Origin of the sequence: Pseudoxanthomonas sp. CF125 (assembly GCF_900104085.1) — a bacterium.
GTDB lineage: Bacteria > Pseudomonadota > Gammaproteobacteria > Xanthomonadales > Xanthomonadaceae > Pseudoxanthomonas_A.
In genome coordinates, this window is the sequence record NZ_FNLD01000001.1 from 1,243,270 (window position 1) to 1,267,732 (window position 24,463).

Here is a 24,463-nt window from a genome sequence, read left to right on the forward strand (position 1 = left end):
CACCCATTGCTCCTGCCGTGCCCGAAGGCGTCGCGGAACGCGATCCGCCGCCAGCCCGTCATGAGGCTCGTGTATCCACATGGAAACTGCGCACATGCGCCGGAACGTGACCGCATAACAGCGATCGCATCGGATGTTCGCACGCCAAAACAATCCCAAACCGAAAACCCCAACTGCCAGAGGTAAAGAACCATGTCTACCGAAGCGAAGTGCCCGTTCCACCAATCCGCCGGCGGCGGCACGACCAACCGCGACTGGTGGCCCAAGCAACTGCGGCTGGATCTGTTGAACCAGCATTCCGCCAAGTCCAATCCGTTGGGTGGGGATTTCGACTACGCAGAGGAGTTCAAGAAGCTCGACTACCACTCGCTGAAGAAGGATCTGCGCGAGCTGATGACGGATTCGCAGGACTGGTGGCCGGCCGACTTCGGCCACTACGGTGGCCTCTTCATCCGCATGGCCTGGCACAGCGCCGGCACCTACCGTATCCAGGACGGCCGCGGCGGCGGCGGCCGCGGGCAGCAACGTTTCGCACCGCTCAATAGCTGGCCGGACAACGTAAGCCTGGACAAGGCGCGCCGCCTGCTGTGGCCGATCAAGCAGAAGTACGGCCAGAAAATTTCCTGGGCCGATCTGATGATCCTCGCCGGCAATGTCGCATTGGAAACGATGGGCTTCCGCACCTTCGGTTTCGGCGGCGGCCGCCCCGACGTGTGGGAACCCGACCAGGACGTGTACTGGGGCCGCGAGACCACGTGGCTGGGCGGCGACGTGCGCTACGCGCACGGCGACCCGGGCGTGGCGAAAGGTGGCGACCAGGCCGTGCTGGTGTCCGACGACAAGGCCGATGGCGACGTGCACAGCCGAAATCTCGAGAACCCGCTGGCCGCCGTGCAGATGGGCCTGATCTACGTCAACCCGGAAGGCCCCGACGGCAACCCCGATCCGCTGCTGGCGGCGAAGGACATCCGCGATACCTTCGCCCGCATGGCGATGGACGACGAGGAAACCGTCGCCCTGATCGCCGGTGGCCACACGTTTGGCAAGACGCATGGCGCCGGCCCAGCCGATAACGTCGGCCCCGAGCCCGAAGCGGACGAGCTGGAGGCCCAGGGTTTCGGTTGGCACAACAAGTTCGGCAGCGGCAAGGGTGGCGACACCATCACCTCCGGCATCGAGGTCACCTGGACCCAGACCCCGACGCTGTGGAGCAACAAGTTCTTCGAGAACCTATTCGGCTTCGAGTGGGAGTTGGAGAAATCGCCGGCCGGCGCACACCAATGGGTGGCCAAGGGTGCGCCCGAGGACGTGCCGCACGCGCATGACGCCTCCAGGAAGCAGCGCCCGAAGATGCTCACCACCGATCTGTCGCTGCGCTTCGATCCGATCTATGGGCCGATCTCAAAGCGCTTCCTTGAGAATCCACAGTCTTTCGCCGATGCCTTCGCTCGCGCCTGGTTCAAACTGACCCATCGCGACATGGGGCCGCGCGCGCGCTACCTGGGCCCGGAAGTGCCGAAGGAAGAATTGGTGTGGCAAGACCCGATTCCCACCGTCGACCACGCTCTGGTGGACGCAGCCGACATCTCCGCGCTCAAGACGAAGATCGCCGCGTCCGGTCTGTCGATATCCGAACTGGTCTCCACCGCGTGGGCCTCGGCATCGACCTTCCGCGGTAGCGACAAACGCGGCGGTGCCAATGGCGCACGCATCCGCCTTGCCCCGCAGAAGGACTGGGAAGTGAACCAACCCGGGCAACTGGCGAAGGTGCTGAAAGCGCTGGAACGCATCCAGTCGGAGTTCAACCTGGAAGCGAGCGGCGGCAAGAAAATCTCGCTGGCCGACCTGATCGTACTGGCCGGCGGCGTCGGCGTGGAGCAGGCGGCGAAAGCAGCGGGCAACGACATCAGCGTGCCATTCACGCCAGGGCGTGCGGATGCGCGTCAGGACCAGACCGACGTCGAATCGTTCGCGGTGCTGGAGCCGATCGCCGACGGCTTCCGCAATTACACCAAGGGACGTTACGGCGTGCCTGCCGAAGCGCTGCTGGTCGATCGAGCGCAACTGCTCACTCTTACCGCGCCGGAGCTGACGGTGCTGGTTGGCGGCCTGCGCGTGCTGGGCGCGGATGCCGGTGGCGGCAAGCACGGTGCGTTCACTGATCGACCGGGCACGCTGAGCAACGACTTCTTCGTCAACCTGCTGGACATGGGCACGGAATGGAAACCGGCCTCTGAGGCACGCGAAGCCTTCGAGGGCCGCGACCGCAAGACCGGCGCCAACAAGTGGACCGCGAGCCGCATCGACCTGGTGTTTGGTTCCAACTCCGTGCTGCGCGCGCTTTCCGAGGTATATGCAAGTTCCGATGCGCAGCACAAGTTCGTCGAGGATTTCGTGGCTGCCTGGACCAAGGTGATGAACCTGGATCGCTTTGATCTTGCCTGATCCGGGAGGAACAGGTTCCTCTTCGGGCATCGGCGCAGCCGACTGACGGCAGGAGGCCAAGCAACATGGAAAGGGCGCGATTTTCGCGCCCTTTTTTGAGCGCCAGCACACCCTTCGCTCCGGCCTGAGGGCAAAGTGTGAGTACAGGCCTGCTCCGAATAGGGATAGCATGGCCGTCCGCTTCATACCCACGTCCTGGAGGACGCCCGACATGAGCACCAACAGCCTCGCCGAAGAACTGTTCCAGCAATTGCAGGGCGCACCGTTGCAGCAGGTTTCCCAACAACTGGGCACCGGCCAGATGCAGACCGCCAGCGCCATCAGCGCGGCGTTGCCGCTGCTGCTGGGTGCGCTGGGCAAGAACGCCGCCGAACCCCAGGGCGCCGAAGCCCTGTTCGGCGCGCTGCAGCGCGATCACACCGGCCTGGACCTGGGCAGCGTGCTGGGCGCGGTTCTGGGCGGCAGCGCGGCCCCGGCGGCGCAGAACAACGGTGCGGCGATTCTCGGCCACATCTTCGGCGGCGCCCAACCGCGCGCCGAGGCCAGCCTGGGCCAGGCCACCGGCCTGGGCGGCGACAAAGCCGGTCAGCTGATGAAGATCCTGGCCCCGATCGTGCTGTCGTTCCTGGCGCAGCGTTTCATGAGCCAGGGCAATGCGAATCCTAGCGGCCTCAGCCAGGTGCTCGGCCAGGAACGCGAAGTCGCGCAGCAGCAGGGCGGCCTGGGCGGCGGCTTGCTGGGTGCGGTGCTGGACCAGGATGGCGATGGCCAGTTGGGTCTGGGCGATCTGTTGAAGATCGGCGGTGGATTGCTGGGCGGCAAGCGCTGAGTTTTCTCTCCGCTCAATCACAAGAAAGCGCCGGTAGCGATACCGGCGTTTTTTTATTGTGCGGCCGATAGAAAATCCCGTTCGTGGTGAGCCTGTCGAACCACGCTTTTCGAGGGAAAGGTCAACTGCCTGCCAAATGAACAACCCGGCAGCAAGCTGTGGGGTATTTCCAGTAGGGCGGGCACTGCCCACCAGGGTCTTGACTCGCCAAAGGCGCGGCGGGCAATGCCCGCCCTACCTGGATGTTTACAGCGCAGGCAGTTGGGATCTAGCCCGCAGAGATTGAAACAAATCGCAAAGAGCGTGGTTCGACAGGCTCACCACGAACGGATGTGAAGATTTGAGCTCAGCTCAATTCGATTCTCCGAACTACAACGCGTCCAGATCCCCCAACGCCTGTATCAACCGCCGCGCCCGCTTGTCCGGCTTATGCTCCGGCGCGCGATAGCCGTTACGCTCGGCAGCGCGCTGCTCGCGTACCTGTTCGCGTTGCGCGCGCGATTCTTCGGTTTCGGCATAGAGCGTCTGCGCAACGCTGGCTGGTCCGCGCTGCTCGCTGAGCGCCAGCACCTGGATTTCGAAGCGCTCCTCGCCGCGCGATATCTTCAAGCCATCGCCAACCCGCACCATCCGCGACGGTTTCGCGCGCTGCCCGCCCGCCTCCACTTTCCCGGTTTCCACGGCCTGCTTGGCCAGGCTGCGGGTCTTGAAGAAGCGCGCGGCCCAGAGCCAGATGTCCAGGCGGATGGAGGGGGATTCGGTCATTGGAGAAAGACGTCGTGGAAGCGGGATATTATCCGTCATCACGGTGTGGGTGCCGTATAAACAATAGTTAGGCCAAAGAAGCAAATGCACGTTCGCGTCTTCCCGGTTATGCCTACTCGTCCATGCAAGCTCTGTTTCGCGCTGCAAGACGGCAGCGTATTCGCGGACTTCGATACGGACGAGAGCGGGCAGCTATATCTGGTCAGGATCTCATTTGATGGCTACGGATGCTGCTACCCGGAGTGGAGCAACACGCCGGTGAAAATGTCTTTCTCCGATTCTCATAATCTCGTTCGGCTCACAGAAGCGGATGATCTGGATCATCCGGATGTCGCCAATATTCTCAGTTCATACTTCGTCGAGTGTGGTGAGGCAGTGTGGGTAGACGCTCTACAGGAGCACAGTTTGATATGAAGATACCAAGAGCCTGGCAGCCCCGGCCTGACAAAAGTTTCCACGAGACTTCGTGGATTGGCTTAACCCGACGTTAGGCTTCGTTGAGGGACATCATGGCAATTCATTGGACGCAAACAATAGACAAGGTCGATTGGGATGAGATGTCCGAGCTCTATCGCATCGCCCCTCTTGGCATCAAGAGCGGTGATTGGTTGAAGACCGCCTATTCGAACAGCATGTTCAAAAGCCTCGCGTTCGATGACGAAAGAATTATTGCGGCCGGACGCGCCGTTGCCGACGGAGTGGACTGTTCTTATCTCTGCGACATTGTGGTCCACCCTTCCTATCAGGGCTCCGGCCTGGGAAAAGAGCTCATACAAAGATTGGTTGACCTTTCCAGAGGCCATCGCAAGATCATCCTGTATGCCGTTCCTGGTCGTGAGCCGTTCTATGCCAAATTCGGCTTCCGTCGCATGAACACAGCCATGGCCATTTTTGCCGACCCGCAAAAAGCAGCAGCGGATGGATATACGCAATGAAGCCTGGCAACCCATGCAAGCCGCTTCGCGAATTCGCCCAATTCAAGTGTAAGGACAAGCAATGAGCGACAGCGTTTCACTAGGCGGTTGCCAATGCGGCTCGATCCGCTACGAAGTTTCCGGCGGTCCCCTGGAACTTTACATATGCCATTGCAGAGAGTGCCGGAAACAATCGGCCTCCGCTTTCGGCATCTCTTTCATCGTCCCGTACGACTCGTTGCGCTTGACCCAGGGAACCCCGAAGTTCTGGTCGCGGCCGACCGACACCGGCAACACGCTCGACTGCGCATTCTGTCCGGACTGCGGGTCCCGGCTATGGCATCAACGGCGCGGTTCCACCGACACTGTCAGCGTGAAAGGCGGCTCCTTGGATGAACCCGTCGATCTTCGGCAGGCCGTGCACATCTGGACTTCGCGCATGCTGCCCGGAATAACCATCCCTCAAGGCGCTGCCCAGTTCCCCGGCGAACCAGAGTGACGCCCTGCTGCACACGACGAGGCCCGACGACGCTCTCAAACCGAAGTCGCTCCGAATGGCGCAAAGCAAAACGGCCACCCTGAGGTGGCCGTTTCGTTGATGCCGGGAAGTACCCGCTTATTCGGCGGCAGCAGCGGCAGCCAGCTTGGCGGCCTTGGCCTGCTGGCCGGCGGCCAGGTCTTCCTTGATGCGGGCGGCCTTACCTTCCAGATCGCGCAGGTAGTACAGCTTGCCGGCGCGGACCTTGCCGCGGCGCTTCACTTCCACCGAGTCGATGGTGGAGCTGTGGGTCTGGAACACGCGCTCGACGCCGAAGCCGTGCGAGATCTTGCGCACGGTGAAAGCGGAGTTGAGGCCGGCGTTCTTCTTGCCGATCACCACGCCTTCGTAGGCCTGCACGCGCTCGCGGTTGCCTTCCTTGACCTTCACGTTCACCACGACGGTGTCGCCGGGGCCGAAAGCGGGCAGTTCGCGCTTGATCTGGGCGGCTTCGAAATCAGCCAGGATGTTCATGTTGAGCTTGGTCATGGTGGCACCGTATGAGTGTCGTGGGCGTGTCGTTCGACAACTGGAAACTGATGCAGTCACCGGATTGTGCTGCACGATATTATTGTGGGGTTCCGCCTACCCGGGTTCCGGCAGGCGAGCCGCGTATTCTAACCCAAAATTCGCCGCTGGAGCAAAGGGTTAGCCGACTTTAGCCCCTCTCCCATCGGGAGAGGGGTTGGGGTGAGGGTACGGCGGAGTCCGGATACACAGGCTGTGGCTTCCTCACCAAGTCCGCAAAGCCGCTTGCGTCCATTCCCCAACCTGCCAGCACCCCACTCCGCCGTACCCCCATCCGGCGCTACGCGCCACCTTCCCCCGATGGGGGAAGGGAATTTCGGAACGCCTCCAGCAGCGCCCGGTCAGCTTTGGACAGGGAGGCCTCGTCCAGCAGTTCCGGCCGGCGCAGCCAGGTCCGCCCCAGGGCCTGCTGGCGGCGCCAGCGCGCGATGGCCGCATGGTCGCCGGAGCGCAGGACTGCCGGCACTTCGCCCAAGGCATGGCTGGCCGGGTGGGTGAAATGGGGGCAGTCCAACAAGCCGTCGGCCTCGAAACTGTCCTGTGCCGCCGATTCGGCATCGTTCAGCGCGCCCTCCTGAAGTCTTGCCACCGCGTCGATCACCACAGCCGCGGCCAGCTCCCCCCCGGACAACACGTAGTCGCCGATGGAAATCTCTTCGTCCACTTCGGCGGCCACCAGGCGCTCATCTACACCCTCATAGCGCCCGCAAAGCAGGACCAGACGCGGCAGCACGGCAAGTTCGCGGACCTTGCGCTGGGTCAAAGGCGCGCCCTGCGGCGTCAGATAGATCACCCTGGCCGGCAACTCGCTGTCCGCGCGCGCGGCCGACAGGCAGGCCTGCAACGGCTCGATCATCATCACCATGCCCGGCCCGCCGCCGAAGGGGCGGTCGTCTACCCGGCGGTAATTGCCCTCGGCATAGTCGCGCGGGTTCCAGCCCTGCAGCGACAGCAGCTGACGCTCCTGGGCGCGGCCGACCACCCCGAAACCCGCGCATTGCGCGATGAATTCGGGGAACAGACTGACCACGTCGATGCGCATCAGAAATCCGGATCCCAATCCACGGTGATAAGCCCGGCTTCGAAATCCACCGATTTGACGAAATCCGGTTCGACGAACGGAACCATGCGGTCGCGGTCGCCACGGATCGACAGCACGTCGTTGGCGCCGGTGGAAAACAGGTGCGAAACGGTGCCGAAGTCCACGCCTTCCACATTGACCACCCGGAATCCTTCCAGGTCGACCCAATAGAATTCGCCCGCCTTGGGCGGAGGCAATGCCGAACGCGGCACATAGATGTCGGTGCCGCGCATGGCTTCGACCACGTCGCGGTCGGTCACGTCCGGAAACGTGGCCACCAGATGCTTGCCCGATTCCTTGCCGCGCGCGCCTTCGAACTGGCGCTCGCGGCCGGCGGCGTCGATCAGGATCCACGGCTGGTAGCGGAAGATCGCATCGCGCGGCTCCGTCCAGGACTCGATCTTGATCTGACCGCGTATGCCGAAGGCGCCGACGATCCTGCCCAGCAGGATCCGACGTTCGTTATCGCTCATGGGGAAGAGGACGGCGCTCGACGCGCCGTCCTAGCGGATCAGGCCGAAGCCTGTGCCGCGACCTTGCCCGCTTCCTTGTACAGGTTGCGGACCTTGTCGGTCATCTGCGCGCCCTGGCCGACCCAATGGTCGACGCGTGCGGTGTCCAGCTCGATGCGCTTTTCGTTGCCCGAGGCAACCGGGTTGTAGTAACCCAGGCGTTCGATGTTGCGGCCGTCGCGCGCGCTGCGCGAGTCGGTGACGATGATGTGGTAGAACGGACGCTTCTTGGCGCCGCCACGGGTAAGGCGAATCTTGACCATTGTGATGCTTTCCTGTGTTGCCCAGTCGCCATTGCGGCGCGGTGAACCGACAATTCTAAGCCATTGAATTGCGGAAGGAAAGCCTGCCAACCCTCCGTTTCGTAGAGCCGAGCTTGCTCGGCTGGCGGCCCATGGAAAGAGCAAGCCGCGCAAGCTCGGCTCTACAAAGCTTGCCAGGCTTGGGTTTCCAACGCTTTCTGCAGAATCGATGAAAGCTTGGGGTCGGCCTCGAATTCCGTCTCATCAATACTTGCGATTGACTGGATTCCGCTGGCATTGCTGGTGAATGCGGCCCGAAACCCGCCCAGATCAGGCAGACGGATCCTGCGAACGACTTGCGCGACCCCGGACTCCCGCAGGCCCGCCTGCAGCAGCTGCTCGGACGTCCCGCGCAGCGCAGGAGCCTCGGGCCACACTATCTGCGCGCCATCCCAGAGACCCAGATTCCAGACCGATCCTTCCGAGACCCTGCCTTGGCCATCGACGAACAGCGCATCGTCGTAGCCCTGCCCCAGTGCCAGCCGGCGGTAATGGAACAAGGGGAACGTGCCCACATGCTTGATATGCGGGAACGGCCGCTGGAACTCGAACGATTTCACCCGCAGCGCGCGGGCCGATGACGACGCGGGAGGCGAGAGCGAGATCAATACTTCAGGAGCGAAGCTTCCCGTCGGCTTGCGATAGTCGAAGCTTCGCGAGAACACCGTGGCGCGCAAGGTGCAGTCCGGGCTATCGGCGATGGCTTGGCGCATTTGTTCGCGCACGGACGGAAAATCCAATTCGGCGCCGAACAGTTCGCGCGTCGCCGCTTCCAGCCGCTTCCGGTGCAATTCCAGTCCTTGCACCGCACGGTCGCGCACCTGCATGGAAGTGAAGTGGCCATAGTTGACCAGCGCGAGAGCACGCAGCTCGTCCACGTTTGCCGGTCGTCCGTTGAATAAAGCTGCGTGCATGCCGATTCCGGTTTTTTTCAAGAAAACTGAAAACCGTCGTTCCCGCGAAGGCGGGAATCCAGCGACTTGGCTCCTGCGAGTTTGAAGTCGCTGGGTCCCCGCCTTCGCGGGGATGACGGCAACGATTTTTACGTCGCGGAACTGTCGGCCCATTGCCGCACCGACGCTGGCAGGAACCTCAACGGAACGGCATACCGCCGCCGCGTGCGCCCATCATGCCCTTCATGCCGCGCATCAGGCCCTTCATGCCGCCGCCGGCCAGCTTGCCCATCATCTTTTCCATCTGCTGGTACTGCTTGAGCAGGCGATTGACGTCGGCCGGCGTGGTGCCGGAACCGCGGGCGATGCGGGCGCGGCGCGAGCCGTTGAGCAATGCGGGATTGCGGCGTTCCTTCTTGGTCATCGAGCCGATGATGGCGACCATGCGCGGCACTTCCTTGCCGGTGACCTGCTGCTTCACGTTCTCGGGCACCTGGCCCATGCCGGGCAGCTTGTCCATCAGGCCGCTGATGCCGCCCATGTTCTGCATTTGCTCGAGTTGATCGCGCATGTCGTTGAGGTCGAACTTCTTGCCCTTGGCGACCTTGGCCGCGAGCTTGGCGGCTTTTTCCTGGTCGACGTTCTGTTCCACCTGTTCGACCAGCGACAGCACGTCGCCCATATCCAGGATGCGGCTGGCGACGCGGTCGGGGTGGAAGATATCCAGGCCGTCCGGCTTTTCGCCCACGCCGATGAACTTGATCGGCTTGCCGGTGACGTAACGTACCGACAGCGCAGCACCGCCGCGCGCATCGCCGTCGGTCTTGGTCAGCACCACACCGGTCAGCGGCAGCGCTTCGGAGAATGCCTTGGCGGTGGTGGCCGCGTCCTGGCCGGTCATCGAGTCCACAACGAACAGAGTTTCGACCGGATTGATGGCCGCATGCAGCGCCTTGATTTCCGACATCATCGCTTCGTCGATGGCCAGGCGGCCGGCGGTGTCGACGATCAGCACGTCGGCGAACGACTTGCGCGCATCGGCGATCGCGGCTTTGACGATATCAACCGGCTTCTGCGACGCATCGGACGGGAAGAACAGCACGTCCACCTGCTGGGCCAGCGTTTTCAGCTGCTCGATGGCGGCGGGACGGTAGACGTCGGCGCTGACCACCATCACCTTCTTTTTGCGCTTTTCCTTCAGGTGCTTGGCCAGCTTGGCCACGGTGGTGGTCTTGCCCGCGCCCTGCAGGCCGGCCATCAGGATCACCGCCGGCGCCGGTACGTTGAGATTGAGGTCGGTAGCGGCCGAACCCATCACCGCGGTCAGTTCGTCGCGGACGATCTTGATCAGCGCCTGGCCCGGGGTGAGGCTCTTCAGCACTTCCTGGCCGACCGCGCGCACCTTGATGCGTTCGATCAGGGCCTGCACCACCGGCAGGGCCACGTCCGCTTCGAGCAGGGCGATGCGCACTTCGCGGGTGGCCTCGCGGATGTTTTCCTCGCTCAGGCGGCCACGGCCGCGCAGGCGCTCGATGGTGCCGGAAAGACGCTGGGTAAGGGACTCGAACATGCGCGAAAGCCGTGATCAAAAGAAGGGCGAAGTATAACGGCACCCACCCGGCCCGACTTCCCAATCGAGAACGGTTCTCGGAAACGGCGCGCTATGCCAAACTGCTGGCATGTGGATCTCGCTCGCGGCCGTCGTTTTCTATCTGCTCGCCACCGGCATGCTGGTGCGCGCGGTAGCGCAGGACCAGGTGTCCGCCAGCCGCGCTTGGCTATGGCCAGCGCTTGCCGGCGTCGCCTTGCATGGGCTCTATCACCTGCTGGTGGCCTGGCGCACACCCGGAGGCCCGGACATGCATTTCTTCTCCGCGCTGTCGCTGGTCGGGCTGGGCATGGCGGCCATGACCACGGCCGTCGGCGCGCAGGGGCGCATGGCAGGGCTGGGCGTGCTGTCTTTCCCGCTGGCCGCGGCACTGCTGATGGTCTATCACCTGTATGGCCATGAGCCCTCACCCGGCCTGGATTGGCGTCTGCAGCTGCATGCCTGGATGGCTTTGCTGGCCTACGCGACGCTGGCGATCGCCGCACTGCTGGCGGTCATGCTGTGGGCACAGGAACGCGCGCTGCGCCGCCGCGAGTTCCATGCCTGGTTACGCGCCCTGCCGCCGCTGACCGAACTGGAAGAACTTCTGTTCCGCACCATCAGTGTCGGCTTCCTGTTGCTGACCGCGACCCTGCTGACCGGCATGCTGTTCGTGGAAAACCTGTTTGCCCAGCATCTGATCCACAAGACCGTGCTCAGCGTGCTGTCCTGGCTGGCCTTCGGTGCCTTGCTGGTAGGCCGCTGGCGCTACGGCTGGCGCGGCAACAAGGCGGTGCGCTGGACCCTGGCCGCCATGGCTCTGCTGCTGCTGGCCTTCTTCGGCAGCAAGTTCGTGCTGGAGCTGGTCCTGGAGCGGGCCACTTAGGCAATCGGACTCGTAGGAGCTGCGTAAGCTGCGACCGAACATTACCGGTGGCACGGATCCCGCATGTGCCTCCTCAACGTCGCAGCTTAAACGTCGCAGCTTACGCAGCTCCTACAAGGGCTGGACCGCATTCTCGGTAGCCAAACCTCCGGCGCACCTCGCTTACTGCGACGCAGCATTTCGTTGCTGAAACAATATTTGCCTTGACAATTATTGCACGGGCGAGGATATTTGCCCGCCATGAGCCCCTCCTCCCAAACCCCTGAAGCCAACATGGGCCTGCTTTTCCGGCAGGTCCGCGACGCCATGTGGGCCGACATGGCCCGCGAAATGGCCGCCGCCGGCCATGAACTCACCTACAGCCAATTCGTGACCATCAAGCGTCTGGCTACGGATTCGTCCGACGGGGTTACCGACCTGGCCCGCTGGGCGCAGGTCAACCCGGGCGCCATGACGCGACTGCTGGACAAGCTGGAGACCCGTGGCCTGTTACGGCGCATCGCCGACCCCGGCGACCGTCGCGCACTCCACATCGTGCTGACCGAGGCGGGCCAGGCCATCTGGTCCGACATCCAGCACTGCGGCGAGCGAGTTCGCGCCCGTGCCATGCAGGGCCTGGATGACGGCGAACGCGAACAACTGTTCCGCCTGCTGAATCAGGTTTTGCAGAACCTTACGCCCCCTACCGCCAACGACGATTGATCCCATGCGCACTCCCCTCTCTGCGCGCGGCCTGAAGCCGGCGCTTTCCGCATTGGCCCTCGGCCTGTTGCTGGCCGGTTGCGCCAGCACCCATGGTCTGGAACCCAAGACTGCGCTGCGCGACGCGGACAGTTTGTCTTCCAGCCACAGCCTTTCCAGCGGCGCGCTCAGCGCGGCCGATTTTCCGCGTCAGAACTGGTGGAGCGCGCTCGGCGATCCGCAGCTGGATGCGCTGATCGACGAAGCCTTGCAAGGCACGCCGTCGCTTGAAGCCGCTGATGCGCGCCTGCGCAAGGCACAAGCCCAAGCCGGGTTGGCCGATGCGGAGCGCAAGCCGACGCTGAGTGCAAGCGGGCAGTATTCGGGCGTGCAGTTGCCCGAAACGCTGGCGCCGGAACCGTTGGGCGGTTCGTACATCGGCAGCACGGTGCTGATGCTGAACTTCAAGTACGGATTGGATCTGTGGGGCGGCAAGCGCGCGCAGTTCGAAGCCGCGGTCGGCCAGGCCAAGGCGGCCGAAGTCGATGCACAGGCGGCGCGCCTGACGCTGTCTTCCAACATCGCCCGCACCTATGTCGGGCTGGCCCAAGCCTACGCGGCGCTGGACGTAGCCACGCGCGAGCACGAACGCGCCACGCATCTGCGCAGCCTGGGCGAACAACGGGTCAAGGCGGGCCTGGACAACCAATTGCAGCTGCGCCAGGCCGAAAGCACCATCGCCAGCGCCGAACAGCAGGCGCAAGCGGCGCAGCAGCAGATTGATATGGCACGCACCGCGCTGGCTGCGTTGCTTGGCCAGGGCCCGGACCGCGGACTGGCGATTGCCCGCCCGACAGTGTTGCAAGCGCGCACTCTCACGGTACCGCAAGTGCTGCCCAGCGAGTTGCTGGGACATCGTCCGGACGTGGTGGCCGCGCGCTGGCGTGTGGAAGCCGCAAGCCGCGGCATCGATGCCAGCAAAGCATCGTTCAAACCCAGCATCAATCTCAGCGCGATCGTAGGCCTAGCTTCGGGCGGACTCTCGGATCTTTTCAGCAGCGACGCCTTGCTGGGTCTCGGCGGTCCCGCCATCAGCCTGCCGATTTTCGACGGTGGACGACTGCGCGGCCAACTGGACGCCAGCGATGCCGACTACGACCTGGCCGTCGCCAACTACAACCAGTCGTTGGTCGGCGCGCTGCACGAAGTCACCGATGCGCTGCAGACTTCGCGTTCGCTCGATCAACAGATCGAAACCTCGCAGCGGGCGCTGGCTGCGGCGAAGTCGGCCTGGGATCTTGCGCAGACCCGCTACCGCGCCGGCCTTGGCACGCAGCTCGACGTACTAGCCGCGCAGCGGCCACTGCTGCAACTGGATCAGCAGATCGCGGCGCTGCAGGCGCAGCGCCTCAACGCAGGCATCGACCTGGACCGCGCCCTGGGCGGCGGTCTGATCTTTGAACAACCCCATACCTCCATCGCCAATACCACGGCCACGCCATGACTTCCCAGATCAATCCCGAAGCTTCCACTCCCGCCGCCGCACCCGCCGCGCCGAAGAACAGCAAGCGCAAGCGCGCGCTGGGCATCGTCGCGCTGCTGGTGATCGTGGGCGCCATCGCCTGGCTGGCCTACTACCTGATGTACGCGCGCTGGCACCAGGACACCGACGATGCCTACGTGCAGGGCAACGTGGTCAGCATCGTGCCGCAGACCAGCGGCACGGTGATCAGCATCGATGCGGACGACGGCATGAAGGTCGAAGCCGGACAGGCGCTGGTGCACCTGGACGCCAACGATGCGCAGGTCGCCTACGACCAGTCGGTGGCCAATCTCGCCGGCACCGTGCGCCAGGTCCGCGGCTTTTATAGCAGCGTCGATGCCGGGCAGTCGGATCTGCGCGCACGCGAAGTCGCGGTGGCACAGGCACGCGCCGACGTCGCGCGTCGCAGCGGCCTGGTGGCCAGCGGCGCGGTTTCCAGCGAAGAACTGGCACACGCACGCGATGTGCTCGCGTCGGCCGAAGCGGCGCTTGGCAGCTCGCGCGGCAACCTGTCGCGCAGCCGCGCGCTGGTCGACGCCACCACCCTGTCCAAACAGCCGCAGGTGCAGGTGGCGGCCTCTCAGCTTCGCCAGGCGTATTTGAATCTGCAGCGCTCGGCCATCGTCGCGCCCGTTTCCGGTTACGTGGCCAAGCGCCAAGTGCAACTGGGTCAGCGCGTACAACCCGGTACCACCCTGATGACCATCGTGCCACTGGAACAAGTGTGGGTGGAAGCCAACTTCAAGGAAACCCAACTGGGCCACATGCGCATCGGCCAGCCGGTCGAAGTGCATTCGGATCTTTACGGCAGCGATGTGGAATACAACGGCAAGATCGCCGCGCTCGGCATGGGCACCGGCAGTTCGTTCTCGCTGCTGCCGGCGCAGAACGCCAGCGGCAACTGGATCAAGATCGTGCAACGCGTTCCCGTGCGCATCGAACTGGATCCCAAGCAGCTTGCCGAGCACCCGCTGCGCCTTGGCTTGAGCATGAGCGTGGACGTAGCCGTGCGCGATCAGGCCGGCCCGTCGCTGGCTCTTGCGCGCAAGGACGTGAAGCCGATCCTGGCCACGCTGGCCTACCAGCGGCAGCTGGCCGCCGCCGATGCGCTGATCACCCAGATCATCGAAAACAACCTGCCCGCTTCCGCACGCAACTGATCCGCACATGGCCACCATCGCAGCAGAGGAAGAAGGCTTCGGCTTGCCGGTGACGCCGGAACCAGTAGCCAAGCCGTTCGCGCCTCCGAATCTGGCGCTGACTACCATTGGTCTGGCGCTGGCGTCGTTCATGCAGGTGCTGGACACCACCATCGCCAACGTGTCGTTGCCGACCATCTCCGGCAACCTGGGCGCCAGCTCCAACCAGGCCACGTGGGTCATCACCTCGTTCGCAGTGAGCAACGCTATCGCGCTGCCGCTGACCGGCTTCATGGTCCGCCGTTTCGGCGAGCGCAAGGTGTTCATGTGGGCCACGCTGGCTTTCGTCATCGCCTCGCTGCTGTGCGGACTGGCCAACAGCATGGGCCTGCTGGTGGCGGCGCGCGCGTTGCAGGGTTTCGTCTGTGGTCCGATGTATCCGGTGACGCAGGCACTGCTGATCTCCATCTATCCACCGCAGAAGCGCGGACAGGCCATCGCCTTGCTGGCCATGGTCACTGTGGTCGCGCCCATCGCCGGACCCATCCTCGGCGGCTGGATCACCGACAACTACAGCTGGGAGTGGATTTTCTTCATCAACATACCCATCGGCATCTTCTCCAGCATCGTGGTCGGCCGGCAATTGAAGGGCCGTCCGGAAAAACTGGAACGGCCGAAGATGGACTACATGGGCTTGTCGATGCTGGTGCTGGGCGTGGGCGCGCTGCAGATCCTGCTGGACCTGGGCAACGACGAGGACTGGTTCAATTCCACCAAGATCGTCGCCCTTGCGCTTATCGCGGCGGTTGCATTGACGGTATTCGTGATCTGGGAGCTCACCGACAAGGATCCCATCGTCAACCTGCGCCTGTTCCGCCACCGCAACTTCGCTGCGGGCACTGCGGCCATGGTGATGGCCTACGCGGCATTCTTCGCGGTCGGCTTGCTAGTGCCGCTGTGGCTGCAGCGCAATCTAGGCTACACCGCCATCTGGGCCGGCTTCGCCAGCGCGCCGATCGGCATCCTGCCGGTGTTGCTGACGCCGTTCGTGGGCAAGTACGCAACCAAAATGGACTTGCGCTGGTTGGCCACGTTCGCCTTCATCGTCATGGCCGCGACCAGCTTCTTCCGCTCCGGTTTCAACCTGGAGGTGGACTTCGAACGCGTGGCCATGGTGCAACTGGTGCAGGGCCTGGGCGTGGCCCTGTTCTTCATGCCGGTGCTGACCATCCTGTTGTCGGACCTTGAGCCGCATGAAATCGCCGCAGGCTCCGGCTTGGCGACGTTCGTGCGCACGCTGGGCGGCAGCTTCGCCGCATCCTTGACCACCTGGGCGTGGAGCCAGCGCACGACCATCCATCATGCGCAGTTGACCGAGCACATATCAGCCTACGACCCGGCGACGATGCAGACCGTGCAGACGCTGGGCAACGGCGACGTGCAACGCGGCGCGGTGGTGTTGAACCAGATGATTTCGCAACAAGCCACGCAGATCGGCTTCAACGAGATCTTCCACATGCTGGGCATTCTGTTTCTAGTGGTGATCCTATTCGTGTGGTTCGCCAAACCGCCTTTCGCGGCGAAGATGGGCGGCGGTGCGGCCTCTGGCGGCCACTGACTTTAAGGACAAGCCGACGTGACCGCCGGCTTGTCCGGAAACTTCAGGGTGCGGCGATACGGATTGCCGGCAATGTCAGCTTCGACAACAAGTCGATATCGCGCGCGCGAACCGTGCGAAGCTCATTTTTAAGGAATGGAGCAACATCGTCTCCGTAGACGCGACGGCTGATGCCGACCATCCTTACTCCAGATCCTTGCACCGAGTAGCGATAGGCATTCCATTCCAAGATCATCTGCCCGTCTGCGCCAGCAGCGGACAATACGAAATCCAGAATGATCTGATCACCGGCTTCGCTGACGATCATGTCGTAGTTGACCAAGGGATCGTTTTCCTTTCGCGCTTCCAGGCTATGAACCATCGCCTGCGCCGATTCCGCGACAGTCGTCCCGGAAGCGATGAAGTCGATCATCAACATGCTGTCGTAGCGTTCCGGCGATTGCCCGGCCGTCAGGTACTCCTGCTTGTAAAAAACCGGGGAAGGATGGCTGGTCCAGGCCAAGCGGTATGATTCGTCGCCGAACTTAATCGGCCCGGCGATACCCATCCTCTCCTCGGGCGCCGGCGCGAGTGCGACGGCAGGCATCGATGCGGTCGATAACAGCGCCGCACAAAAAATAATTGCCAGTCCGCGCGAAAAAATATCCTTTATTCCATTCATGACCTGCTCCTTGATTGATGGACAACTGTTGGCTGTTCCATCGGATTTTAGGCTATATAGCCTCCAGTTTTGTTCGCCTCCGAGAGTTGGAGACCATAAGTGACAGGACTCACTTTTGCGACGAGTCCACTCACGGCACTTCTTACGCCGACACCGCTTCAAGCGCGTCGGACAGCCGCTCCACAGCGATCACTTCCATCGCCTTGAATGCGCCCGACTTCGGCGCATTACCTTTGGCCACGATCGCCCGCTTGAATCCATGCGTGGCCGCTTCGCGCAAACGCTCCTCGCCATTGGGGATTGGGCGGATCTCGCCGGACAACCCAACTTCGCCGAAGGCGATGGTCTTCTCCGGCAACGGTTTGTCGCGCAACGACGACAACACGGCCAGCAATACCGGCAGGTCGGCGGCGGTTTCCTGTACACGGATGCCGCCGACTACGTTGACGAACACATCCTGGTCGCTGGTGACGATGCCGCCATGGCGATGCAGTACCGCCAGCAGCATAGCCAAGCGGTTCTGCTCCAATCCGACTGCCACGCGGCGCGGATTGGACAGCGGGGATGAATCGACCAGAGCCTGCACTTCCACCAGCAGCGGACGCGTGCCTTCTCGCGTAACCATCACGCAGCTTCCAGGTTGCTGGGTGCTACCGCCGGAGAGGAAGATCGCTGAAGGATTAGGAACTTCCTTCAGGCCCTTCTCGCCCATCGCGAAGACGCCCAGTTCGTTGACCGCGCCGAAACGGTTCTTGAAAGCGCGCAGTACGCGGAAGCGGCTGCCGCTCTCGCCCTCGAAATACAGCACCGCATCGACCATGTGTTCGAGCACGCGCGGGCCGGCGATGCCGCCCTCTTTGGTGACATGACCGATCAGGAACACGGCTGTGCCGGTTTCTTTGGCGTAACGCACCAGACGCGCCGCGCTTTCGCGCACCTGGCTTACCGAACCCGGCGCCGCGGTCAGCGAATCGGTCCACAGCGTCTGCACCGAATCGGCGACGATCACCTTGGGTTGCGCGGCGACGGCATGATCCAGGATCTTCTCGATTCCGGTTTCGGCCAGCGCCTGCAACCCCTCCATGGGCAGTCCCAGACGCAAGGCGCGGCCGGCCACCTGCGCCAGCGATTCTTCGCCGGTCACGTAAAGCGACGGCAGCGATTGCGACATCTGCGCCATCGCCTGCAGCAACAAGGTCGATTTGCCGATGCCCGGGTCGCCACCGACCAGCACCACCGCGCCCTCGACCAGTCCGCCGCCCAGCACGCGGTCGAATTCGCCTATACCGGTGGAAACGCGAGCTTCCTCGCTGCTGCGCACGTCCTTGAGCGCGGTGATCTGCGGCGCTTCCAGCTTGCCCGCCCAGCCGCTGCGCCGCGATGCCGCTGGTGCGCCGGCGGCCGGCTCCAGCACGATTTCGGACAAGGTGTTCCAGGCGCCGCATTCGGCGCACTGGCCCTGCCACTTGTTGTGTTCGGCGCCGCATTCGCTGCAGACGTAGGCGGTCTTGCTCTTGGCCATGATGTTTTCGTTCGGCGAACCAGCGCACAGGATAGACGCGCGCCATCGCGCAGGGCGAGACTGGCGCCGGGCGAAGTCGGCTTCGTTAGCCTGTCAGGCCATCCGCAGGGCGGCCCGGGTGACGACTTCGGTTTCCTGCTGCTGGGTCAGCGCGGAATTCCGCGTTTGTTCCTGCCGGATGCTCGCGTCCGCCATTTGCTGTGTGCTTTGGGCCAGCGGGGTATTCAAACCTTGCATGGTGTCCACGCTGGCACGCCGGTGGGCAGGGTCGTCCGGCCGTCCTTGCACCGCGAAAGTAAGCTTGGCATCGCTGCTCATCACCACGTGGTCGATTCCGCGTAAGCCCTGCTCCTTGGCCGCCACGGCCAGATGGCCGCTCAGCTGGTCGCTGCGCAGATCGGGCGTGCGGTTGTGTTTGACGTCGATGGCGTGAACGCCGCGTGCCGCATCGCGGAACAGGGAATGATCCGGGTGCCCCGGATCATTGAGCAGGACGCCGTTGCTCAGGGAGGCGTGCGGCCGCGTATCGCTCTTTTGCTGCGAAGGCGCCGATTGCGAATCCATTGCCGGTGCCTGCCCGTTGGATTCCCGGACCGGCGCCGATTGCATCAGCTGCTTGACCGCTGTGTGCTCAAGCGACTGGGTGCGCGCGTCCAGGCTTGGGATCACCGTTTCCGTCATCAGATGCCGTTGGGTGGCTTCATTACCTGCACCCGCCGCGTGCTTGATGACCGACCGTGTCTGCCAGGCGTTCATCAGGCCGCCAGGGCCGAGATAGGTCGCTTCCGCGGCAAGGACGCCGCCCACTCCTGCTCCGGTTACCGCCAGGGCCGTGGGCGCATGCCCGGTCAGATTGCGCACTCCGCGCCCGGCTTGATCGAATGCCTGATCGATGTTGGCTCCGGCGTGCTCGGCGGATTTCCGCAAATTCGCGCCAGTCTGGTTGGCGGTCTGTTCCAGCAGCTGCGCGCCGTGGCCGGCGGCCTGCCGGACGCTGTGCGCGTCGCGTCCGGCATGGTCCAGCGCTCCTCTGGCCTGTGCGGCCTTGAGGTCGCAATACGTGTCGGTGGCCTGATCGCGCCGATCCGCTTCCTGGCGCAGGCCCGGTGCGATCTTGTCGGCGAAAGGCAGATGGCTCGCGGCCCGCAGCAACGCGTTGCTGGTTTCATTGCCCCAGCGCTGGGTCACGCATTGCGCCATCGGTACCGCAGCTTCCAGGTATCCCGTCGCCACGCGAACTTGCGCGACCGCTTCGCCGCCAACGCGCACTTGCAAACCGGATACCTTTCCGAAGGTCTGCGCGCCGAGTTCGGCGGCCTGGCCGGTGACCTTGCCGCCCACCCGATAGCCGTCACCCAAGGTGTCCAAGGCAACATCGGTAACCTTGCCGGCGGCAGCGACTCCCTCGCCCGCCCGCTTTCCCACGTACGCTCCCGCCACCGCTCCGCTCAACACGTTCAGCAGCGGCCCTGCGTCCTTGGCCACTTCGCTGATCGCCGGTTCCTTGGGGCGATCGATCAGGTTGCCCTGGGCGTCCCGCATCTTGGCTTCAAGCATGGGCTGTATCTGCCCGGCTGCCGTGGGTACCTGCTTCAGAGTCTTGCTGCCGGAATGCTCGGCAAGGTAGTCGATCAGACCCAGCGCGTCCTGCTGGGCTTGTTTGCTATGCGGCAGGAGTTGTCCCAATTGCGTGGTCAGCAGCTGCCGCGCTTCCGGCAGGCGCGAAACATCGGCCGCCATGGTGGCCACCGCGCCCATCTGCATCCGTTGCAATGCGTCCATGCGGCCGATCATGGTTTGGCCGTCGGTGAGAACTTCGCCGCTGACTTGGTAGGCGGTCACCGTTTGACTGGTATCTATAACCGAGAGTCCGTTCTTCTCGGCGTAACGCTGCGGCGTTGCTGGGTTCAACCCAGAGGAATTGAAGGTAATCGCAGGAATGCCTGTCACTGCTGAAGCAGCCGAACCCTGCCCCCCTCCTAGAGAATGGCCAGCGATCTCGAATCCCGAACCAAAATCTCTCTGAAAACGTACAGCGAGCTCCATTGCTCTGTTGTAGTAATCGCTTTCCAATCCGGCACCCTGAAGACCGTTATTCAGCCAATCCTCTGCCGCCGATTCTCGACTAATCTCCTTTCCGTCGCCGTCATGCGCAACTACGGCCCCGTTGGAACCCTTGTAACAAACTATTGGCTTGGTCTCAGGACCGTAGACACGAGGATCGGGCAAATAAATCTCGGCGCGGAAATTGGAATCGTCGGGCTGTAGATACTGCTTGACCTGCTGGTCGGTCCAATTCACGCCCGCCTGACGTAGAAGTTCCGGATGCTCGCTCGCGCGTATCCAACCCAGCGCTAGAGAGGGGCGGTGAGCCGCCGATTCGTAGACATCGTCGGCCACCCCCGCAACATCCCGGACGTGATACTGCCGCTCTAGCGCATCGGCCTGACGGGAAAGCTGCAAATCACCGGATTGTGCCGACTGCGCACGCATAGAGGACAGCAATTCGTTCCGCTGCTGCACCTGCAGTATCTTCTCCTCCAGCGTCCGTGGATCCTGGGACGGGAGTACTGGCCCGACAGTCACGGTGGGCGTAGTCATGTTCGGCTCCTTGCCTTGGGTTGACACGACAATCAACGCTGTTCAACCTGCCACTGCCCGCTGCCCGTGTCAATCGAACGTATCTCCAAGGTGGGTTGGTTATCGATGCAACAAGAAAGGAAATCGAACAATGTCACGGAATAGATATTTGTCCGCTTTTGGTAACCTCACGTTAGCATTGCTGCTATCAGTCACTCTGGCTGCATGCCGAGCACAACCCTCACCTGAAGCCGCTGTTAAGCGCTTTCCTGCCAGCAACTATTTTCAAGGCAAGGCACTTGAACTGGCCGAAGCAGTCGATCGCAACGATGCGGCCGACGTTCAGCGGCTGATCAAGCAAGAAGGCGTCAACCCGGATGCGATCTTCGACGAGAGCGCCATGCCCATGGTGGCTTGGCCTGTATTCAACAAAAACCTGCCGGGTTTGAAGCTATTGCTGGATAACGGCGCCGACCCTAATGCGCGCCGGGTGGATTCACAACGCACGAGCGGTCAGCAACGCAACAACGCCCTGGTCTTCGCGGCAGGCGACGCGGACTCACGATATCTCGCCATGCTGCTCGACTATGGCGGCGACCCCAACACTCGTAATTCAAATGGTGAAACTCTGACCCATGTCGCTTATCTGCGCGACCAATGGAAGAACGTACAACTCCTAATCGAGAAAGGCGCGGATATAAATGAAGGGCTTTATGTGCCGGAAGACTACGATACCGTGGTGAGCTGGTATTCGGGCATGGGTGATTTCGACAAAGTGTATTGGTTGCTACAACATGGTGCCGACCCCTCCAGGAAAATGATTGCCCAGGCCCGATCAGCCAATGAAGGGAGAATGCCTATTCTGGAAAGCATTTTCTGGCTGCCGGTCAAGCCACAAATGATCGACTGGCAAAGAAAATGCCAGCGACTGTTGACCGAGCGTGGGATTCGTCGACCTCCGATGCCTGCATATCTCAAACAAAAAAGACAACAACTCAATTTACCAAGCGAAGAAAAAGACATTCCGCTTTTGTAAAGTCCAGGCGTCTCGCTGCAAGGAAAGAAAGCACGGACGCATCGAAAAGACTAACTAATACTGGCTCGGCTTCGACGGCCGCATATCCGGCCGAGTCAAAGCGGGGTTGCCTGCAACCGATTTGAAACAAACCCTTGCAATAATTCCATTATTCCGGAATTATGGAAATATGGACACGTCCGAAACAGTCGAAGCCCTTCGCGCCCTGGCCCACGACCATCGACTTGCCGCCTATCGGGCCCTGGTACAGGCAGGCCCGGACGGCATGGCGGTCGGCGAGCTTCGCGACGCGCTGGACTTGCCAGCCGCCACGCTCACGGCCCATTTGAACCAATTGCGCGCGGCGGGGCTCGTCAACGACGAAAGAGAAGGACGCGTCATCCGGATACGTGCCGACTACGGCCGCATGAACGGCCTGATCGGCTTCCTGACGGAGAACTGCTGCGGCGGCAAATCCTGCGCGCCCTCACTCAAGAAAGTTCTGCGTTGATCGACGACCCTTGGAATCGAAATGAAAGACAAAACCTACAACGTTCTGTTTCTCTGCACCGGCAACTCAGCCCGGAGCATCATGGCCGAAGCGATCCTCAACGTCCTGGGCAAGGGACGATTCAAGGCATTCAGTGCGGGCAGCAACCCGAGCGGAAGGGTTCAGCCTATGGCACAGGAGCTTGCCGAAGCTATCGGCTACGACACCAGCGATATCCGCAGCAAGAACTGGGATGAATTCGCTGCCGAGGGCGCACCCGAGATGGACATGGTCATCACCGTCTGCGACAACGCGGCCGGCGAATCCTGCCCGGTTTGGTTGGGACACCCTGCAATAGCGCACTGGGGCGTCCCCGATCCCGTTTCCGTTACCGGCGATGAAGAGACCCGTCGCCACGCCTACACCGCCGCTTTCGCCACGCTACGCCGACGCATCGAGCTACTGCTTTCTCTGCCGCTGCAAAGCCTGGACCACTTGGCGGCGCAGGCCAAACTCAGGGAAATCGGCAAGGTCGGCGCGGAATGACTTCGAAGCGGCTGCTGTCCGAATTCCTGGCTACCGGGCTTCTGCTGGCAACGGTAGTAGGTTCCGGGATCATGGCCGAGCGCCTGGCGGGCGGAAACGATGCCATCGCCTTGATTGCGAACACCCTGGCGACCATCGGCGGGCTCTACGTCCTGATCGAGGTATTCGGCCCCATCAGCGGCGCGCACATGAACCCGGCGGTTAGCGCGGTCATGGCCGCACGCGGCGGTTTGCCCTGGACGATGCTGCCTGGCTACGTAGTCGCTCAACTGGCCGGTGCCGCATGCGGCGCCTGGCTGGCCAATGCGATGTTCGAACTGCCTGTCCTGGAATTCTCGACGAAAGCCCGCGCGGGAATCGGTCAATGGTTGGGCGAGATAGTCGCAACCGCCGGCCTGCTGCTCGTCGTTCTGCGCGCGCCGTCCGCACGCGTTGCGGCGATGGTTGCCGCCTACATCGGCGCCGCCTACTGGTTCACTTCGTCAACCTCTTTCGCCAATCCCGCAGCCGCCTTCGGGCGGATGTTCAGCGATAGTTTCGCCGGCATCTCTCCCCACGACGTTCCCGGGTTCGTGATTGCCGAAGGCATCGGCGCGACGATGGCAATGGCTATCAACAAACTCTTGGGGTCCACCGATCATGCGTGACTCCGTGTTATTGCCGAACATCGACACCGAGCTGTTCGCGCCCCCCAATTTGGAGCAGCTTTCGCCGCCTGCCAGAGCGACTCACCCACCCCGCTTCCTGTTGCTGTACGGTTCGCTTCGCAAGCGGTCTTTCAGCAAGCTCCTGGCTCTTGAGGCTGCACGCCTGCTCGAAGCGATGGGCGCGGAAACACGCGTATTCGACCCCACGGGCCTACCGTTGCCCGATGCCGAACCGGATACGCACCCGAAGGTGCAGGAACTTCGCCAGCTCGCCCAATGGGCCGAAGGCATGGTCTGGAGCTCGCCCGAGCGTCATGGCGCGATGTCGGGAATCATGAAAGCGCAAATCGACTGGATACCTTTGTCGCAGGGCTCGGTGCGCCCGACGCAAGGAAAGACGCTTGCGGTGATGCAGGTGTCCGGCGGCTCGCAATCGTTCAATGCCGTCAATCAACTCCGAATACTCGGGCGATGGATGCGGATGCTCACGATCCCCAACCAATCATCGGTCGCCAAGGCCTTCAATGAATTCGACGACGCTGGCCGGATGAAGCCGTCGGCTTTCTACGATCGCGTTGTGGACGTGATGGAGGAGCTGATGAAGTTCACCCTGCTCACGCGCGACGTTTCTCCCTATCTCGTGGATCGCTACAGCGAAAGGAAAGAAAGCGCCGAAGCGCTGTCCAAGCGCGTCGGTTTCCGGGCCATTTAGCAAAAAAAGGCCGCCCTTTCGAGGCGGC

General features: G+C 62.7%; 24 protein-coding genes. 14 read left to right on the forward strand and 10 right to left on the reverse strand.

Translation table 11 applies throughout. The features are described from left to right. The first annotated feature begins 192 nt into the window (after nucleotides 1–192). Together katG and BLR66_RS05560 are read left to right on the forward strand one after the other, a co-directional pair. Entirely contained in the window at nucleotides 193–2,445 is a 2,253-nt protein-coding gene (gene katG, locus BLR66_RS05555) for a catalase/peroxidase HPI (RefSeq protein WP_093280922.1), read from the forward strand. Nucleotides 2,446–2,656: 211 nt separating this feature from the next. After that, nucleotides 2,657–3,274, forward strand: a complete 618-nt coding sequence (locus tag BLR66_RS05560) for a DUF937 domain-containing protein (protein WP_093280927.1) — start codon at nucleotides 2,657–2,659, stop codon at nucleotides 3,272–3,274. 369 nt (nucleotides 3,275–3,643) lie between these two features. Here the strand turns inward: BLR66_RS05560 and BLR66_RS05565 are convergent, their stop codons facing one another. Beyond that, nucleotides 3,644–4,039 carry an RNA-binding S4 domain-containing protein gene (locus BLR66_RS05565; RefSeq protein ID WP_093280932.1) on the reverse strand — a complete coding sequence of 132 codons (396 nt, stop codon included), beginning with the start codon at nucleotides 4,037–4,039 and terminating at the stop codon, nucleotides 3,644–3,646. A gap of 509 nt (nucleotides 4,040–4,548) precedes the next feature. Between BLR66_RS05565 and BLR66_RS05575 the strand changes: the two genes are divergently transcribed. Next, complete coding sequence (locus tag BLR66_RS05575; protein WP_093284389.1) at nucleotides 4,549–4,974, forward strand: GNAT family N-acetyltransferase; 426 nt, start codon at nucleotides 4,549–4,551, stop codon at nucleotides 4,972–4,974. Between the two features lie 61 nt (nucleotides 4,975–5,035). Beyond that, nucleotides 5,036–5,452, forward strand: coding sequence for a GFA family protein (locus BLR66_RS05580; RefSeq protein ID WP_093280941.1), 417 nt, complete (start codon nucleotides 5,036–5,038; stop codon nucleotides 5,450–5,452). Between the two features lie 117 nt (nucleotides 5,453–5,569). Here the strand turns inward: BLR66_RS05580 and rplS are convergent, their stop codons facing one another. From rplS to ffh, 6 genes are all read right to left on the reverse strand, one after another. Then, entirely contained in the window at nucleotides 5,570–5,980 is a 411-nt protein-coding gene (gene rplS, locus BLR66_RS05585; protein ID WP_093280946.1) for a 50S ribosomal protein L19, read from the reverse strand. Nucleotides 5,981–6,299: 319 nt separating this feature from the next. Continuing rightward, a complete protein-coding gene (trmD, locus tag BLR66_RS05590) occupies nucleotides 6,300–7,061 on the reverse strand; it encodes a tRNA (guanosine(37)-N1)-methyltransferase TrmD (protein WP_093280951.1) in 762 nt (253 codons plus the stop codon). Then, nucleotides 7,061–7,573: a ribosome maturation factor RimM gene (gene rimM / locus BLR66_RS05595; RefSeq protein WP_093280956.1), complete on the reverse strand. Its 513-nt coding sequence runs from the start codon at nucleotides 7,571–7,573 to the stop codon at nucleotides 7,061–7,063. Before rimM ends, trmD begins: the two co-directional genes overlap by 1 nt. 38 nt (nucleotides 7,574–7,611) lie before the next feature. Next, a complete protein-coding gene (gene rpsP / locus BLR66_RS05600) occupies nucleotides 7,612–7,875 on the reverse strand; it encodes a 30S ribosomal protein S16 (protein ID WP_093280962.1) in 264 nt (87 codons plus the stop codon). Between the two features lie 161 nt (nucleotides 7,876–8,036). Continuing rightward, nucleotides 8,037–8,981, reverse strand: a complete 945-nt coding sequence (locus tag BLR66_RS05605) for an aminotransferase class IV family protein (RefSeq protein ID WP_343123914.1) — start codon at nucleotides 8,979–8,981, stop codon at nucleotides 8,037–8,039. A 25-nt stretch (nucleotides 8,982–9,006) separates the two neighbouring features. Continuing rightward, complete coding sequence (gene ffh / locus BLR66_RS05610) at nucleotides 9,007–10,377, reverse strand: signal recognition particle protein (protein ID WP_093280971.1); 1,371 nt, start codon at nucleotides 10,375–10,377, stop codon at nucleotides 9,007–9,009. A gap of 109 nt (nucleotides 10,378–10,486) precedes the next feature. Here ffh and ccsA point away from each other — a divergent pair, with 109 nt between their 5' ends. From ccsA to BLR66_RS05635, 5 genes are all read left to right on the forward strand, one after another. Next, nucleotides 10,487–11,281, forward strand: coding sequence for a cytochrome C assembly family protein (ccsA, locus tag BLR66_RS05615; protein ID WP_093280977.1), 795 nt, complete (start codon nucleotides 10,487–10,489; stop codon nucleotides 11,279–11,281). Between the two features lie 240 nt (nucleotides 11,282–11,521). Next, nucleotides 11,522–11,983, forward strand: coding sequence for a MarR family winged helix-turn-helix transcriptional regulator (locus tag BLR66_RS05620; RefSeq protein ID WP_093280982.1), 462 nt, complete (start codon nucleotides 11,522–11,524; stop codon nucleotides 11,981–11,983). Between the two features lie 4 nt (nucleotides 11,984–11,987). Continuing rightward, nucleotides 11,988–13,466 (forward strand): efflux transporter outer membrane subunit, encoded by a 1,479-nt coding sequence (locus BLR66_RS05625; RefSeq protein ID WP_093280986.1) that lies wholly within the window; start codon nucleotides 11,988–11,990, stop codon nucleotides 13,464–13,466. Beyond that, the gene (locus tag BLR66_RS05630) at nucleotides 13,463–14,665 is read left to right on the forward strand and encodes an HlyD/EmrA/EmrK family protein (protein ID WP_093280991.1); all 1,203 of its coding nucleotides are present in this window, start codon (nucleotides 13,463–13,465) and stop codon (nucleotides 14,663–14,665) included. Before BLR66_RS05625 ends, BLR66_RS05630 begins: the two co-directional genes overlap by 4 nt. Nucleotides 14,666–14,672: 7 nt before the next feature. Beyond that, a complete protein-coding gene (locus BLR66_RS05635) occupies nucleotides 14,673–16,262 on the forward strand; it encodes a DHA2 family efflux MFS transporter permease subunit (protein ID WP_093280996.1) in 1,590 nt (529 codons plus the stop codon). Nucleotides 16,263–16,305: 43 nt separating this feature from the next. Here BLR66_RS05635 and BLR66_RS05640 read toward each other — a convergent pair whose 3' ends face one another. The 3 genes from BLR66_RS05640 to BLR66_RS05650 all read right to left on the reverse strand — a co-directional run bounded on the left by BLR66_RS05640 (nucleotide 16,306) and on the right by BLR66_RS05650 (nucleotide 21,046). Next, entirely contained in the window at nucleotides 16,306–16,923 is a 618-nt protein-coding gene (locus tag BLR66_RS05640) for a hypothetical protein (protein ID WP_143014565.1), read from the reverse strand. Between the two features lie 142 nt (nucleotides 16,924–17,065). Beyond that, complete coding sequence (gene radA / locus BLR66_RS05645) at nucleotides 17,066–18,445, reverse strand: DNA repair protein RadA (protein ID WP_093281006.1); 1,380 nt, start codon at nucleotides 18,443–18,445, stop codon at nucleotides 17,066–17,068. 93 nt (nucleotides 18,446–18,538) lie between these two features. Next, nucleotides 18,539–21,046, reverse strand: a complete 2,508-nt coding sequence (locus BLR66_RS05650) for a Tle-like phospholipase domain-containing protein (RefSeq protein ID WP_143014566.1) — start codon at nucleotides 21,044–21,046, stop codon at nucleotides 18,539–18,541. Nucleotides 21,047–21,194: 148 nt separating this feature from the next. On the opposite strand from BLR66_RS05650, the gene BLR66_RS05660 reads away from it, so the two are divergent. From BLR66_RS05660 to arsH, 5 genes are all read left to right on the forward strand, one after another. Further along, entirely contained in the window at nucleotides 21,195–22,061 is an 867-nt protein-coding gene (locus tag BLR66_RS05660) for an ankyrin repeat domain-containing protein (RefSeq protein ID WP_255402313.1), read from the forward strand. 169 nt (nucleotides 22,062–22,230) lie between these two features. Beyond that, nucleotides 22,231–22,551 (forward strand): ArsR/SmtB family transcription factor, encoded by a 321-nt coding sequence (locus BLR66_RS05665; RefSeq protein ID WP_093281020.1) that lies wholly within the window; start codon nucleotides 22,231–22,233, stop codon nucleotides 22,549–22,551. A gap of 21 nt (nucleotides 22,552–22,572) precedes the next feature. Further along, a complete protein-coding gene (locus BLR66_RS05670) occupies nucleotides 22,573–23,076 on the forward strand; it encodes an arsenate reductase ArsC (RefSeq protein ID WP_093281024.1) in 504 nt (167 codons plus the stop codon). Continuing rightward, nucleotides 23,073–23,723: an aquaporin gene (locus BLR66_RS05675; RefSeq protein WP_093281029.1), complete on the forward strand. Its 651-nt coding sequence runs from the start codon at nucleotides 23,073–23,075 to the stop codon at nucleotides 23,721–23,723. Before BLR66_RS05670 ends, BLR66_RS05675 begins: the two co-directional genes overlap by 4 nt. Continuing rightward, nucleotides 23,716–24,435, forward strand: coding sequence for an arsenical resistance protein ArsH (gene arsH / locus BLR66_RS05680; RefSeq protein WP_093281034.1), 720 nt, complete (start codon nucleotides 23,716–23,718; stop codon nucleotides 24,433–24,435). Before BLR66_RS05675 ends, arsH begins: the two co-directional genes overlap by 8 nt. Nucleotides 24,436–24,463 lie beyond the last annotated feature (28 nt).

What these genes read in the sequence shown, in the direction of transcription:
- katG (WP_093280922.1), top strand. Translation starts at nt 193, where the DNA reads ATGTCTACCGAAGCGAAGTGCCCGTTCCACCAATCCGCCGGCGGCGGC.
- BLR66_RS05560 (WP_093280927.1), top strand. Translation starts at nt 2,657, where the DNA reads ATGAGCACCAACAGCCTCGCCGAAGAACTGTTCCAGCAATTGCAGGGC.
- BLR66_RS05565 (WP_093280932.1), bottom strand. Translation starts at nt 4,039, where the DNA reads ATGACCGAATCCCCCTCCATCCGCCTGGACATCTGGCTCTGGGCCGCG.
- BLR66_RS05575 (WP_093284389.1), top strand. Translation starts at nt 4,549, where the DNA reads ATGGCAATTCATTGGACGCAAACAATAGACAAGGTCGATTGGGATGAG.
- BLR66_RS05580 (WP_093280941.1), top strand. Translation starts at nt 5,036, where the DNA reads ATGAGCGACAGCGTTTCACTAGGCGGTTGCCAATGCGGCTCGATCCGC.
- rplS (WP_093280946.1), bottom strand. Translation starts at nt 5,980, where the DNA reads ATGACCAAGCTCAACATGAACATCCTGGCTGATTTCGAAGCCGCCCAG.
- trmD (WP_093280951.1), bottom strand. Translation starts at nt 7,061, where the DNA reads ATGCGCATCGACGTGGTCAGTCTGTTCCCCGAATTCATCGCGCAATGC.
- rimM (WP_093280956.1), bottom strand. Translation starts at nt 7,573, where the DNA reads ATGAGCGATAACGAACGTCGGATCCTGCTGGGCAGGATCGTCGGCGCC.
- rpsP (WP_093280962.1), bottom strand. Translation starts at nt 7,875, where the DNA reads ATGGTCAAGATTCGCCTTACCCGTGGCGGCGCCAAGAAGCGTCCGTTC.
- BLR66_RS05605 (WP_343123914.1), bottom strand. Translation starts at nt 8,981, where the DNA reads ATGGGCCGACAGTTCCGCGACGTAAAAATCGTTGCCGTCATCCCCGCG.
- ffh (WP_093280971.1), bottom strand. Translation starts at nt 10,377, where the DNA reads ATGTTCGAGTCCCTTACCCAGCGTCTTTCCGGCACCATCGAGCGCCTG.
- ccsA (WP_093280977.1), top strand. Translation starts at nt 10,487, where the DNA reads ATGTGGATCTCGCTCGCGGCCGTCGTTTTCTATCTGCTCGCCACCGGC.
- BLR66_RS05620 (WP_093280982.1), top strand. Translation starts at nt 11,522, where the DNA reads ATGAGCCCCTCCTCCCAAACCCCTGAAGCCAACATGGGCCTGCTTTTC.
- BLR66_RS05625 (WP_093280986.1), top strand. Translation starts at nt 11,988, where the DNA reads ATGCGCACTCCCCTCTCTGCGCGCGGCCTGAAGCCGGCGCTTTCCGCA.
- BLR66_RS05630 (WP_093280991.1), top strand. Translation starts at nt 13,463, where the DNA reads ATGACTTCCCAGATCAATCCCGAAGCTTCCACTCCCGCCGCCGCACCC.
- BLR66_RS05635 (WP_093280996.1), top strand. Translation starts at nt 14,673, where the DNA reads ATGGCCACCATCGCAGCAGAGGAAGAAGGCTTCGGCTTGCCGGTGACG.
- BLR66_RS05640 (WP_143014565.1), bottom strand. Translation starts at nt 16,923, where the DNA reads ATGAATGGAATAAAGGATATTTTTTCGCGCGGACTGGCAATTATTTTT.
- radA (WP_093281006.1), bottom strand. Translation starts at nt 18,445, where the DNA reads ATGGCCAAGAGCAAGACCGCCTACGTCTGCAGCGAATGCGGCGCCGAA.
- BLR66_RS05650 (WP_143014566.1), bottom strand. Translation starts at nt 21,046, where the DNA reads ATGACTACGCCCACCGTGACTGTCGGGCCAGTACTCCCGTCCCAGGAT.
- BLR66_RS05665 (WP_093281020.1), top strand. Translation starts at nt 22,231, where the DNA reads ATGGACACGTCCGAAACAGTCGAAGCCCTTCGCGCCCTGGCCCACGAC.
- BLR66_RS05670 (WP_093281024.1), top strand. Translation starts at nt 22,573, where the DNA reads ATGAAAGACAAAACCTACAACGTTCTGTTTCTCTGCACCGGCAACTCA.
- BLR66_RS05675 (WP_093281029.1), top strand. Translation starts at nt 23,073, where the DNA reads ATGACTTCGAAGCGGCTGCTGTCCGAATTCCTGGCTACCGGGCTTCTG.
- arsH (WP_093281034.1), top strand. Translation starts at nt 23,716, where the DNA reads ATGCGTGACTCCGTGTTATTGCCGAACATCGACACCGAGCTGTTCGCG.